This is a genomic window from Rhizobium sp. N122, from assembly GCF_002211295.1.
GTDB lineage: Bacteria > Pseudomonadota > Alphaproteobacteria > Rhizobiales > Rhizobiaceae > Rhizobium.
In genome coordinates this window covers 1-11,467 of sequence record NZ_LOKU01000069.1, presented here as the reverse complement: position 1 = coordinate 11,467, position 11,467 = coordinate 1, and the positions used below count along the sequence as shown (strand labels likewise).

General features: G+C 59.2%; 14 protein-coding genes and 5 pseudogenes. 3 read left to right on the top strand and 16 right to left on the bottom strand.

All coding sequences use genetic code 11. The annotated features are described in order from the left end of the window. Positions 1–164: 164 nt before the first annotated feature. Positions 165–488 (bottom strand): hypothetical protein, encoded by a 324-nt coding sequence (locus ATY75_RS30930; RefSeq protein WP_245317669.1) that lies wholly within the window; start codon positions 486–488, stop codon positions 165–167. Between the two features lie 113 nt (positions 489–601). After that, a pseudogene (gene otsA / locus ATY75_RS30925) lies at positions 602–1,969 on the bottom strand (alpha,alpha-trehalose-phosphate synthase (UDP-forming)); the annotation flags it as partial. A 180-nt stretch (positions 1,970–2,149) separates the two neighbouring features. Between otsA and ATY75_RS35380 the strand changes: the two are divergent. Next, a pseudogene (locus ATY75_RS35380) lies at positions 2,150–2,604 on the top strand (transposase); the annotation flags it as partial. 108 nt (positions 2,605–2,712) lie between these two features. Here the strand turns inward: ATY75_RS35380 and ATY75_RS35665 are convergent. The 4 genes and pseudogenes from ATY75_RS35665 to ATY75_RS30905 form a co-directional block, all read right to left on the bottom strand. After that, positions 2,713–2,793 (bottom strand): annotated as a pseudogene (locus tag ATY75_RS35665) (DNA-binding protein); the annotation flags it as partial. 43 nt (positions 2,794–2,836) lie between these two features. Further along, on the bottom strand, positions 2,837–3,328 hold the full coding sequence (locus ATY75_RS30915) for a DUF2285 domain-containing protein (RefSeq protein WP_245317667.1): 492 nt from the start codon (positions 3,326–3,328) through the stop codon (positions 2,837–2,839). Positions 3,329–4,337: 1,009 nt separating this feature from the next. Then, a pseudogene (locus ATY75_RS30910) lies at positions 4,338–5,282 on the bottom strand (replication initiator protein A); the annotation flags it as partial. 13 nt (positions 5,283–5,295) lie between these two features. Beyond that, positions 5,296–5,574 (bottom strand): helix-turn-helix domain-containing protein, encoded by a 279-nt coding sequence (locus ATY75_RS30905; RefSeq protein ID WP_088940403.1) that lies wholly within the window; start codon positions 5,572–5,574, stop codon positions 5,296–5,298. A 506-nt stretch (positions 5,575–6,080) separates the two neighbouring features. Here ATY75_RS30905 and ATY75_RS34840 point away from each other — a divergent pair. Further along, on the top strand, positions 6,081–6,248 hold the full coding sequence (locus tag ATY75_RS34840) for a hypothetical protein (protein WP_190241461.1): 168 nt from the start codon (positions 6,081–6,083) through the stop codon (positions 6,246–6,248). Between the two features lie 34 nt (positions 6,249–6,282). On the opposite strand, the gene ATY75_RS30900 is transcribed toward ATY75_RS34840, so the two are convergent. From ATY75_RS30900 to ATY75_RS30855, 10 genes are all read right to left on the bottom strand, one after another. Next, positions 6,283–6,495: a hypothetical protein gene (locus ATY75_RS30900; protein WP_245317666.1), complete on the bottom strand. Its 213-nt coding sequence runs from the start codon at positions 6,493–6,495 to the stop codon at positions 6,283–6,285. Next, entirely contained in the window at positions 6,492–6,878 is a 387-nt protein-coding gene (locus ATY75_RS34835) for a hypothetical protein (protein WP_088940402.1), read from the bottom strand. The genes ATY75_RS30900 and ATY75_RS34835 overlap by 4 nt, the downstream gene beginning before the upstream one ends. A 94-nt stretch (positions 6,879–6,972) precedes the next feature. Next, complete coding sequence (locus ATY75_RS34340) at positions 6,973–7,122, bottom strand: hypothetical protein (protein WP_190241460.1); 150 nt, start codon at positions 7,120–7,122, stop codon at positions 6,973–6,975. Next, entirely contained in the window at positions 7,119–7,331 is a 213-nt protein-coding gene (locus ATY75_RS30890) for a hypothetical protein (protein WP_088940405.1), read from the bottom strand. Before ATY75_RS30890 ends, ATY75_RS34340 begins: the two co-directional genes overlap by 4 nt. 19 nt (positions 7,332–7,350) lie before the next feature. After that, positions 7,351–7,716, bottom strand: coding sequence for a hypothetical protein (locus tag ATY75_RS30885; RefSeq protein ID WP_088940401.1), 366 nt, complete (start codon positions 7,714–7,716; stop codon positions 7,351–7,353). Next, positions 7,713–7,997, bottom strand: a complete 285-nt coding sequence (locus ATY75_RS30880; protein ID WP_088940400.1) for an NAD(P)+ transhydrogenase beta chain — start codon at positions 7,995–7,997, stop codon at positions 7,713–7,715. The genes ATY75_RS30885 and ATY75_RS30880 overlap by 4 nt, the downstream gene beginning before the upstream one ends. Further along, positions 7,987–8,535, bottom strand: a complete 549-nt coding sequence (locus ATY75_RS30875) for a TIGR02594 family protein (protein WP_245317665.1) — start codon at positions 8,533–8,535, stop codon at positions 7,987–7,989. Before ATY75_RS30875 ends, ATY75_RS30880 begins: the two co-directional genes overlap by 11 nt. Positions 8,536–9,032: 497 nt before the next feature. Further along, the gene (locus tag ATY75_RS30865; protein ID WP_088940398.1) at positions 9,033–9,701 is read right to left on the bottom strand and encodes a hypothetical protein; all 669 of its coding nucleotides are present in this window, start codon (positions 9,699–9,701) and stop codon (positions 9,033–9,035) included. A 42-nt stretch (positions 9,702–9,743) separates the two neighbouring features. Next, positions 9,744–10,010 (bottom strand): hypothetical protein, encoded by a 267-nt coding sequence (locus tag ATY75_RS30860; protein WP_088940397.1) that lies wholly within the window; start codon positions 10,008–10,010, stop codon positions 9,744–9,746. Between the two features lie 9 nt (positions 10,011–10,019). After that, positions 10,020–10,784 (bottom strand): hypothetical protein, encoded by a 765-nt coding sequence (locus ATY75_RS30855; RefSeq protein WP_143535366.1) that lies wholly within the window; start codon positions 10,782–10,784, stop codon positions 10,020–10,022. A 228-nt stretch (positions 10,785–11,012) separates the two neighbouring features. On the opposite strand from ATY75_RS30855, the pseudogene ATY75_RS35375 reads away from it, so the two are divergent. Continuing rightward, positions 11,013–11,467 (top strand): annotated as a pseudogene (locus ATY75_RS35375) (hypothetical protein); the annotation flags it as partial.

Genomic DNA, 11,467 nt, shown 5'->3' with positions numbered 1-11,467 from the left:
CGTTCGCAAATCCAGAGAAAGAGGTCGCACCATCATTGCCGGCCTCCACACCAGCAATGACCTTGAATCACAAAATCAAAGGCAAGGGAATCTCCGCACGATTCCGATTAGCGCTGACAGACTCTAGGCCCCCTTCCGTTGGGCGGATGCTGTGCATGATTTCCCTATCCGGCCGCTTTCATCGCCGTCCCGTCGAGCGCCCGCAAGCGATATCCCGAGCCACTGTCCCGCCGGAACCTCGGCCTGTTGGCAATCAATGCGGTCACGATGTCGCCGAGCCAAGGGGCGGCGTTGCACAGCCGCTCGAGCAGCGACACGCCGAAGACGCCATAGGCAGGCGCCAATTGCAACAGCGTCTCTGCGTTCTTAATTTCCCGCACACGGGTGAAGACGCCGCCCAACCGCGCCGTTGCCTCCAAGCCAAAACCAGCCGGAAACCGCGCGCTCACTTCAGGCAGCCGATCCAAAATCTCAGGACGAATCTTCATCTTAAGCTTGAATTACAACCGGATTCCTCGTCTCCGGAGCTAAAGCGCATATGAGGGTTAGTGTGAGTGGCTATCAGGAGATTACTCCCGCTCCAGTCGGAGCTCGGAACAGTCACGAGGTCCCGCAAAAAATTTTCGCACCAAAGCGATACATCGTGCGAAAGCAGATGCTCCATCATCATGCTCCAGCGGTCGCGGCGCTCCTCAAGCGGCATGGCGAGCCCTCGCGCAATCGCATTGGCGGTGTCTTCGATATCGTAGGGATTGACCAGCAGCGCGCCCTTCAACTCGCGTGCGGCGCCGGCAAAGCGTGACAGCACCAAGACACCCGGGCGATCCGGATCCTGGGCGGCGACATACTCCTTGGCGACGAGGTTCATGCCGTCGCGCAACGGCGTGACCAGCCCGATCGTCGCCAGCCGGAAAAGGCCGGCGAGCACGTTGCGGCTGATCGATCGGTTGACATAGCGGATCGGCACCCAGTCGACCGTTCCGATGGCGCCGTTGACGCGGCCGGCCTGTTCGGCGACCATCTTCTGCATCTGCTCGTATTCGGGAACTTCCGAACGCGATTTTGGCGTGACCTGCAGAAAGGTCACCTTGTTCTGGTAGGCTGGATTGTCGGTGATGAAGCGTTCAAACGCTTCCAGCCGCTCAATGATGCCCTTCGAATAATCGAGCCGGTCGACGCCGATGATCATGTCGCGGCCTTCGATGCTGCGCCGGGTCTTCTGGACCAGGACGTTGTCTGCGGCCTTTTCGGCGAATTCGGCGAAGGTGGCGGTTTCGATGCCGATCGGATAGGCGCCGGCCTTGAAGATCCGCCCGTGCGAATCGAACAATCCGTTGCCGAGGTCGTCGCCAATGCCCTCCCGCCTGAGATAGCCGGCGAAATTCTGCAGATCGTATTCGGTCTGGAAGCCGACGAGATCGTAATGCGACAGCCCCCGCATGATCTCCTCGTGGACCGGCATGGTGACGAGAATGTCGGCCGGCGGCCAGGGAATGTGGAGAAAGAAGCCGATCCGGTTCTTCAGACCCATCTGGCGTAGTTCGGCAGCCAGCGGAATGAGGTGGTAATCGTGAACCCAGATAACGTCGTCCGGCTCGATCAACGGCGCCAGCCGGTGTGCAAAGAAGCGGTTGACGCGGAAATAACCGGCCATTTCCTTCCGGCCATATTCGGCGAGATCCAGGCGGTAGTGGCAGATCGGCCAGAGAACGCGGTTTGCAAAGCCGCGATAATATTCCTCGACGTCGGTGTCGGTGAGATCGGTCAGGGCATAGGTGATATTGCCCTTCTGCTCTAGCGACAGCGCGCCTGGTTCCCTGTCGCCGCTCGACTCTCCCGACCAGCCCATCCAGACGCCGCCGCGCTCCTGCAGGGCTGCCTGCACTGCAACGGCCAGGCCGCCGGCAGCAGCACCCCGATCTTTGCTCGGCACGGGAACACGATTGGAAACGACGATAAAACGGCTCATGGGGTTCCTTGAGTTGAGATGGAACATGAAAACGCAATGTGACGAGCATCTCGCAGAACACAAGATTTTAGTGATGCAACTCGATGCTCAAATAGAAAGGTTCAATAATATGAGACATCGCCGCTTACAGATGGAAGTAGGGGAAGTTCGGTTGAAGTTTCGTGGCCTACTAGAAGAAGGCATGGTGATGAGATCCTCAAGGAAAAGGACAAGGAAGCCACCAGCACCTCGTATATGTGGGCACAGCGGCGAGGACAGTGATCAGCCGATCGTGCTTCATCCGCAGACTTCCTCGGTGACTACCGCGGCATGTTCGTGAGCGATGCCGCGTGGCACACATTGCGCGTCGCAACCCTGTCGGATGTATGGCTCAATCCCGGCGGCGCTTCGTTGAGTCACTCACAACCAGAGAGAGCCGGGTGGACCGCCGCGCTCCGGTTCTTCGAACCGCTTTACCGGATCGAAAAGCCGGCAAGAGACAAACCCCCAGACGCCGGAGAGACGAAGGCTGACGGCGCCGTGATCTAGGTGTGATGCTCACTTGCCGCGCCTGTGGTATCGACCTCCTCACCTGGCAGCGCCATATGCTAACTGAGCTGCCGCGATGCGACGAAGCGGTCGACATCGTCGACCTGCTAGCGTCACTTCCAAAAAACTCTGCGCCCGCGCAGCTGGATATCGCTACCGATGTGAGCGCCGTTCAGTGCCGCTTCCGTCAATGCGTATCGAAAGTCGCGCTTGAGTTTTTCCAGCGGGCGAGCGGAGAGGATGAGAAACTCGGCGGCTTCCTTGGTGCGCAGAAAGCGCGGCGGTCGGGGGCAAATCGGGTCGCGTTGGAAGGGCCTCCGTAGGGTTCTGTGCCGCGGATCAGCGGCGCTGGAGTCGACGGCGCTTGAGAAAGAGATTGACATATTCGCCGTCGATCAGGTCGGAGGCGCCTTTGACCAATCCAATCACCGTGTCCCGCAGCGAAGAGGTTTTCCAGGGCTTTTCGGCGTCCATCCGTTTCTCGCCGAAGAGAACGATGACGATTTCCCGATAAGAGGCGCCGTTGCTTTTCCCATCAGCGGCCTGAAGCATTTGCCGCAATCGGAGCCGTCTGCGGGGCGTTATACGTGTATCAGCCGGTACGACAAGGCCATTCAAGGCGTGCCAGGACCGGTACGTCGCGTCGATTCGGTCGGGGGCGTTGCCGTCAAGCAGAATGACAGAAGAAACCTCCCGGGTCGGATCCACGCCGCTGAGTACGACGTCGGAATCCCCGATGAAGTGCCGGCCATGAGAACTATCACGCGCGATGCCACCGGGCGCCTGCCCTATGATTTTGATCGCAGGGTTGGTACAAGGCGACCAGCGCACCGACTGCTCCCTAGTGGAAAGCCCGGGCCGGGCCGGGAAATCGTAGCCCCCACCGTTGCACCTCCTCGCGCCGCAAAGGCTGGCTCTCAGCCCCGTTCATCACCAAATCACGGTAATAAGACTGGTAAGACTTACTTCGGCGAAGAAATTCCCAACCAAATTCTTCGGGAGTATCGAGGACATCGTACATTCCCCTGTCTCGCCAGTCGGAGGTATGCGGTATCATACATCAATTCCTTGCAGGTGACCAGCAGGTCGAGCCGACTTTAATTCTGCCAAATGGAACACGCCGGGTAGCGGTCCGATAGGATTCATTGACCGATGACCGATCTGGTTCCAACACCGCTCACCATGAAGCGGATCCGCTCAAACTGAGTAATTTGCCAGATTTTTTTGACCTCGCTCTCTAGGCCCTAGCAGCCATTCACGCTCGAGTTTTGCCACTTGGGCCCAAGAAGTCAACGGTTCAAACCGTGTGCTCTCAAACAGTGGCATCCTGATTTTTGGGATAAAGAGCGTTACCAGCATGAGCAAGATTTGAAAAATTATTGTGTCGATGAAACGCGCAGGTCCGACGCCTCCGCACGATACCGTTCTATCGTTGGACAACGCAACGTAGAGGTGATCCTCATGATCGCAGAAGCGGGCCGGTCGACAATCCTGAACACCGAGGGCACTAGGGAAATCTAGACGTGACGACGTGTTCTCGTGTGATCTTATGCACATAATCTTCCACCACCGCACGGGAAGCTGCTGCCCTTATGACTCGAGCTAGCGAAGTCGAGCACCGCGATTATCGTGCCATGATATACCGATTCCGAATCGGTGGCTCAATCCCTCGGCGCCCGGAAAGGCCAACGACCGATTTGATTGGGACCAACTCCTCCCTCCGCGCTCGACGGGCACCGAACGAAAAACGCCGAACCCAGTCGCACGTGTTGCGAGCGATGGAATAAGAGCTAGTTCCATTCTCAGAGGTTTCCGAAGATGAAAATGGGCCAGAGGTATCATCAGACTGTAAGTTAAGCATCCGAATTTCGTTCATAGCTTCGTGCGTTACCCCTTGTTTGGGTTCCCCATGGCACGTCGATCTCGGGTCCGGATGGCACGACGGCTTCCGCAGCTGTCAACAGGGAGCCGATGGCTTGAAGGCGAGCAGCACGCGCGGACCGACCTTAGCCTCAGTGAGCGTATAGCCTGGCAGCGGCTGTCGACGGATGATCCCGCGCAGCTCGAACGCGAAGCGCTTGAACGGCGACAGGCTGCCGGATTTCTGATGCAGGTGGCGAAAATCAAAGCGCCATCCTCCGCGCTGATTGCCCCCGTGCTTGCGCACGATCCCGTAGAGCCAGCGTTCCAGCCCGCCCGTCAGGTCGAAATAGGCTTGGTCGATAGTGAGCACGTTGCGATCGTCAAGCGCGGCTCGGTAAAACCAATCGGACAGGATCATCTTGATGCCGTCGGGCCGACCGTTGCGATCGGTGCATTCCGCCCATTCTTTGATCCACGAGAATGGGGGGCGACGGCGTTCAAGAGGCTGGCGGATGGTGGTTGAGACCATCGTGGACTGGAGCCGGTCCAGGGCGGCCTTCAGGCGCTGGTAGTCGCGCGAGCTGGTGCCGCGGCCGATGAACTGGAGAATTTGGTAAGGCGCGGCGACCATCAGCGGCGAGGTGTGAAGGCCGGTGTCGCGGGCTTGGACGATCTGGCTTGCCGCCCAAATTAGTATGTCGGAGTCCCAGATGGACGCCATTCCGTGATCTGGCACGGCCTCGACGCGGATCGAGATCTCGCCGGCGGAGAAGTCGATCGGTGTGACGCGATGGGATTTGGAGAGGGAGAAAAAAGGATAGACCATGAGATCCTGTATGTGTCGTGCTGCAAAGTCGCCAGGGAGCGCCTGGAACAGGAAGAGCTGTCCGCGCAGCGAAGAAGCTCGATGCTGTGCCGCCATTCCGGAATCGCGATTAATTTTCGTCGGGGCGGCGTTTCGACACGGCCGGCAGCGCCTGGCGCTTGGCGGGATGAACCGAACCACGCGGATCGGACGTCGAGGTAACGGCGCCCCGCGCGGCCCAGGCTTCAAGATCGCTAATAGCATAAACGACACGGCCGACCAGCTTGCGATAGGCGGGGCCGGTTCCATAGGTGCGATGCTTCTCCAGCGTGCGAGCGGAGAGGCTGAGGAACTCGGCGGCTTCCTTGGTGCGCAGGAAGCGCGGCGGTAGAGGGGCGAAATTGGGCATTGGTAGGGTCTCCGTCGGGTTCAGGGCCGCCGCTCTAAGATCGGCGGCGGACGACTGCCAAATGCCAGAGGAATGCCTTCAGGGGGGATGGGGAATTAAGGGGATCTAAAATTCCCCCCTTGTGCCAGTCCGCTAGGATCGGCGGCGCTGACGAAGGAAGCCGACATAGTGGCCCGCGATCAGGTCGGAGGTGCCTTTGACCAACTCGATCACCCTGTCACGCCGCTGCGCATGCCCGCCATCCCGGCATGGGCTTCGACCACTCTACTTCCCCCATTCACCCGGTCGATCTCCCGGAAGCGGTGCAATAACAGCCTGAAGGCTGCTCCCGGCCAGATCCGGGAGCCCCTATCGGTCGGTTCCGAGGAGGTTGGCCACGATGCCATCCATCCCGATCTCCGCGATCCGAGGATTTAGGCCGGCTGGTCCAGGAGGCAGGCCGATGACGACCGACATAGCGCCCTTCGGATCAAGACCACCTTCACCGGCATTGCAGCTAGAAGACCATGGACTTGATTGCCTCGGCCGCGATCAAGGCGAGCTTATCGCAAGCAGTCGCATCGCACTACTCAGCGATTGTCGCGGCGATACCGCGCGTCTGGTTAAGTCGGCTCGACAAAGCCGCGCTGCAGCGCGTCCATCTTGCCGACGAAATCCGAACAGATCTCGGGTAGCAGCTCAATCCCCGAGAGGCGGCTCCGTCCCAGATCAGGCTCCGATCGATGGGCGCTCGGAGCGTTCGGTGCGACGTTCGACGTGGTCGACGCCGAGGCGGGTAATTGCCGGGATTATGACCGCACCGACCGCGGTGATGTTGACCGCACCGAGCTCAGCGAGGTGGCGGAACTGCTGGCGAGCCCATTCCCTGCTGCGGTGGTGAGCATAGATGTCGAGAACCTGCGAGAGCAGGCTTTCGTTCAAGCTGCCGTCCGGCTGCTCGGTGAGCGCTCACAATATACCAGCCGCATATCCTGCGAGTTCGTTGAAGTCCTTGATCCTGCACCCTTCATCAGAAGTTCCTGTACCTGCAGGACCGTCCTGGACATTCCTAGCTGGTTTTCTTCAATGCGGCCGAGCCGGCCGGCGAGCTTCTCTATTGCGAGCTTTGAATCGGGCAGATGCTTGATGTCGCAAGGGATTGCGTCCTGGTCGTGAGGCCTGGAGAGCCTCCAGAAGAGCCTTCTTCTCGGCGGGATCCTGCTTCTTGAAGTCTGAGATAGGTCGCCGTGCGCTTCGACCCCGAGGATATGAACATCCAGATTGTCGAGGCGATCGAGATGGCCAGCGAGATGAACGCCAGCCATGATTTTGCACTTTCGATTTCCATTAGCGGCGATTCCCCTCTCGCGCTCGTAGCGACGTTGGCACGCACTACACCGGGGGGCAGACGGCACGGCTTCAAGCCGCGCCGCACTGATTCGGGCAGACCTGACAATCGAAGGTGCCGTCGATCGCCAGTGCCTGCCGGGCAAGCCGGATCGCCGCTTCGCGTTGGCGATCGGCCATCTTCTCGGCAAGATCAAAGTCCTTCTCATCGCAGCCGCTCATTGGTGTGCTCCATTGGCCGCGTCGATCGCGGCAACGGCCGCAGCGCGCCGACGATCGCAGGATTTGATTTCGTAACGGTCGGTCGCCGACATATCGAAAACCTGATCTTCGGGAGCCCTGTTCGTCACCGGATCAACGGTTGGCTTAGGCGCGGTGACACAAGGGCGTCGCGCATCAGGCGGCACGACGATCGGCGGCGCTGCTGGCATCGGCACGATGTCCTGGCGCTCAGTCCGGGAGCAAGCCGACACGGCCACCGCTGAGACCACAATCGCCACCCCTGCTGTCTCCCTTAGGAAGCTGCGCATTCTTCACCCTCAACTCTGCAAGTGCTTCTTGATCGGACCGGCTCTTGTCCGTCAGGTCCGCTTGAATTTTCACGACTGCGGCTGCCTGATCGGCGGCCCGCTTGTTGGTCTCTGCGTTGGCCTTCTCGATCTTGCCGCTCCAGTAGGCGTCCCGTTCGTCCGCCTTCAGCTGGACGGCCTGGTCAACCATCGAACGGATCTCGTGAATGCCGAGAACGCCAAGCCCAAGAGCGGCGATTACCAGGACCGCCGCAACGATGATGTAAGTCGCAAGCTTCCCCGTCATTGGATCTCGCCCTGCCGATCCGCGCGACGATCGTCCTGCTCCGGAACGAAAGAACAGCGATAGTCCATCGCACCGGCAAAGCGGTGAATGCCGAGCATCGCTGCGATCAGCATGATCATGCTCGGAACAACGATCGGCGCGAGTTCGACGGCCGAGGATGCACCCATGAGGCCGCACGCGACAATTGCGCCGATCGTCAGCCATGCTAGCCAGAAGGAACACCAGAGCTGACGGCGGGAAAGGGTGTAGCCGGGCTTCGCGGCAGGTAGCCTATGCCTCATTGCGGGAGAGGCCTCCGGCGGCGATGGCATTCACTCGGCCGCCGACCTGCGCCCCGCCAGTCTTCGGCCACCGGATGCCGACGCAACGCCTTTTCTCGACATTGGAGAGCTTGACGCGGTTGCCCTGGTTGCCGCCGAGGACAACGTAGCTGTCGGCGTTCTCGCCGGCATAGAAGCCGACATGGCCGCCGCCGTCGCGCCTGAAGGCCAAGATCGCGCCGACCGCGGGCTCGCACTCGATGCCGAAATCGGCCCAGGCAAGAGCAGACAGATAGTTCGTCGGGAGTTTTTCGGCCGGCAGGGTCAGGCCGATGCAGTGCGCCGCAAAGAGCCCGCACCATGGCGTGTCGTCATCCTTGTAAAAGTTGGCGACCCAGCCGCCAAGCGCCTTTGCCCAGCCGAGGATTATCGGATTGGACTTCGAACCGGGAACCTCAAGGATGCCCATCTGCCGCCGCGCCTCGCGCATCCAGATCGGATCGGCGGGCTTTGCCGGTCCACGCTGAAACTTTAACGGCCGCGAAGCTCTTACTGTCAATACCCGAATTCCGATCATGCGCCGGCGCATTCCAGTCCTGGCTTGCGCGTGGGTCTTATTTGGATGCAGATGCAGGCTGAGGGGCCGATAACACGATTGAAAAGTATCGGCCCTTCAAATCCTTCAAACTGCGATAGTTTCATCACGCGCCGCTCACCGGTCGTGATGGTGCCAGTCATTCCTTCAGTGTGTCTCGCTCGTAGGAACGAATATATTCTTTGGAACCGGTGACCGTGATCGATGTGCGGTCGCGTCCATCGGGCGAAGCAGCGGAAGGCTGGCATTACCAAGGGGCGCATCTCATCACCTTTCCCTAGGGACCACTCAATGATGCAGCCGTCGATCAACGAACTGGCGATCTGTAGCGGCGGGCCGAAGCTGATCTGATCATTCACGTCAGCACGTTCTCGCTGCACTGCCGGGCACTGTAGCATGTTTCCCTTTAGCCGAGCATCGCTTCGAGCGCTGCCGCGTGGACTCGTTTCCGACTCGGCGCCTTACGTGGTACCGGCCAACCATCTCAGTCCGGCGACTGCTGGTAACAGCAGGAACATAGACGCGGTCACGCCGCGGCGTGCGAAGGCACGGACGAGCTTCTGCACTTCCGGTGGAATCTGCGGTCCATCGGCCTTGAGAAAGCCTATCCGAGAATGATCGGTACCGGTGTAGGCATGCGCCAGGAGCGGCTCGAGGCCACCGGCCGCGTTAATCATGTTAATCGGATCGTGATCGAGCTTCGCGATGTCTTTGAGTAGCCACGTGATCTCCGCACCGGAGAAGCCGATTCCCTGCCCCCACGCACGTAGCGCGGCTACGCCGTCCGCGTCCGAGGTGAGGTGAGTTAGAAAAGCGTGGACCGCCGGCGGCAATTTGCCCACAACTTCGAACACATTGCGGATGCCCTGCACGATGCCAGCCGCAAGCACCGTAGGCGCCGTGTCGTCATCGGATTCGGGGGCAGCAGGTGCCACTCGCCCTGCCGCCATGAGTAGGTTGGAGCGGATCGCATGGCGACGCGACACGTTGAGCTTAAGCGTGCAGTGAACCACGGCATCGCCGCAGCGCGCCACCGTCTTCCAGCGGGTCGCGCTCTCGCCCTGCGCCCAAGCAGCCGCGGCAGTCACTGCAGGATGTTCGGTGAGGAGGTCGTCCAGCGGAGGGTGCATGGGGAGTTGCTCCAGTTCTTGACGCGGTGGTTGCGATGCGGGTCAGTAATCGGTCCAAACATTGATGTCATAGAAGCCCTGGTTGCTGACGGTAACCAGCGCGCCAGAACCATCGCTGATCGATGTCTGCCAAGGTTGGCCGGCCTCGAGCGCCTGCTTGTTGAGATCCTTGCAGCAAAGCTCGATGTGCCAGCCTAGGACTGAATCGCCCTCATCGCTGCACTGCGCGAATAACGTGGTTCTAAGGCCAATAGGGCGCGTGCTGTAGACAATCTGTCCGCCCGGTTTGAGGGTCTTCTGTGCCGCCATTTCGCAATCCTACTTCGCCCGCCAACTGGCATCGTTGTTTGCCGCCTTGCTTCGCCCCATTGCGAAAGGTTGCACGTAAAAATTGCTGGTGCGCGACACGACCCTGCTGATGAACGCGCGAGACGCGATCACTGCACTGTCGACCTGCTGCTGTGTGATCCGATAAAGGAGAACATCATTGCAGATTTGCCAGTAAAGATACTGGGTGTCCGGTTGAAACTTCGTTTCTATCGAGTTTATTTCTTTCTCGTGGTACGTCATTTCGTCAGTTTCCGTGAAGTCGAGCGTGTGCGAGAATTCATAGTTGAACTTCGAACTCAAATTCCCGCTGCCCGGGGCAGCCGCACCAAAAATTTCGCCAGCAAAATCCAGACCGAGAGCAACCGCGAAGCGGGATGTCGTCGATTCATGACACACTTCTTTATGGGAATAAGTTGTACCCTGTTCAATTGTAACCTTAGCGACAGTCTCCGCTCCATACATGCGCCGGTCGAATAGCTCCCAGTACTGTTCCCGGATCACCAAGTAGTGCTTAACCTCGCGGTTCTGCGCCACCTGCAGATCTTTCCTGCGCTGCCATTGGCTCGGTGAATCGTGCCGCATTCCGACCCACGGGTATTGCTGATCATGAACGCGGAAGAAGTCCTTTTGCTGGACCCTGAACGGTTGGCCGATCCGAGCTGACGCACTACGCTTCGGAGGGAAAACATTCGGGTCGGTCATCAATGGAGGGTGTGCTTGGTTGAAGGCTGGATACAATTCAACCACACCCACGGCAACTCGCCGCTTCACACATGTCCGGACTTCGGAGGTCGCGAAGATCACCAATCATCGTCTATGGTCTCACGTGCCGCGCCGCGAAAAGACGGCTTTCAGCTACAGATTTATGATCTTCCCATTGTCCGCCATTCGGCATGAGCATTTTCCTCCGTAGTAACTTTTGCCGGAATGCCAGCGACAGCTTTCATACTGCGAGTTGGGTAGACAGTCCAATTGAACTTCGTGACGTCAGCCCTCCAAATCGAGAAGTCCGACATTATTGGACTTTTGCATTGCGGCGCCGCTCTCGGCTTTCTGTCCTATATTGTGGGGATCCACAGCGCGATTTACCTCCGCGCGGATAACGTTGCGAAAGAGGTTGGATTTCTCTGGGCGCCGAATTGGACCTTCCTTTTCATGGTGCTGTTGCCGCTGTTTTTCGCACTTGTCACAGAGCTGCTCGCCTTCTGGACAAAGGAAGGCCGCGTGAAGCTGTGGGCGTGGAGCGAGACGACGACAAGCGACGATGACTGGGCACGCAATGTGGAGGGGTCCTCCTTTTCATATTGGGGGCGTTGGTGCAGCGATCGCCGTGTAAGCGGACGTCTGTCTTTGATGCCTTTGCTACTCGGTAGCTTGTCTGTACCGGACAGAATTCGGGCGTGCACATTCCAGCATTCGATTGAGGACGGCGCAGC

Coding starts and splice junctions, on each gene's coding strand:
- ATY75_RS30930 (WP_245317669.1), bottom strand. CDS start 488: ATGAAGATTCGTCCTGAGATTTTGGATCGGCTGCCTGAAGTGAGCGCG.
- ATY75_RS30905 (WP_088940403.1), bottom strand. CDS start 5,574: ATGCCCAATTTCGCCCCTCTACCGCCGCGCTTCCTGCGCACCAAGGAA.
- ATY75_RS34840 (WP_190241461.1), top strand. CDS start 6,081: ATGGACTTGATTGCCTCGGCCGCGATCAAGGCGAGCTTATCGCAAGCA.
- ATY75_RS34835 (WP_088940402.1), bottom strand. CDS start 6,878: ATGGCTGGCGTTCATCTCGCTGGCCATCTCGATCGCCTCGACAATCTG.
- ATY75_RS34340 (WP_190241460.1), bottom strand. CDS start 7,122: ATGAGCGGCTGCGATGAGAAGGACTTTGATCTTGCCGAGAAGATGGCC.
- ATY75_RS30890 (WP_088940405.1), bottom strand. CDS start 7,331: ATGCCAGCAGCGCCGCCGATCGTCGTGCCGCCTGATGCGCGACGCCCT.
- ATY75_RS30885 (WP_088940401.1), bottom strand. CDS start 7,716: ATGACGGGGAAGCTTGCGACTTACATCATCGTTGCGGCGGTCCTGGTA.
- ATY75_RS30880 (WP_088940400.1), bottom strand. CDS start 7,997: ATGAGGCATAGGCTACCTGCCGCGAAGCCCGGCTACACCCTTTCCCGC.
- ATY75_RS30865 (WP_088940398.1), bottom strand. CDS start 9,701: ATGCACCCTCCGCTGGACGACCTCCTCACCGAACATCCTGCAGTGACT.
- ATY75_RS30860 (WP_088940397.1), bottom strand. CDS start 10,010: ATGGCGGCACAGAAGACCCTCAAACCGGGCGGACAGATTGTCTACAGC.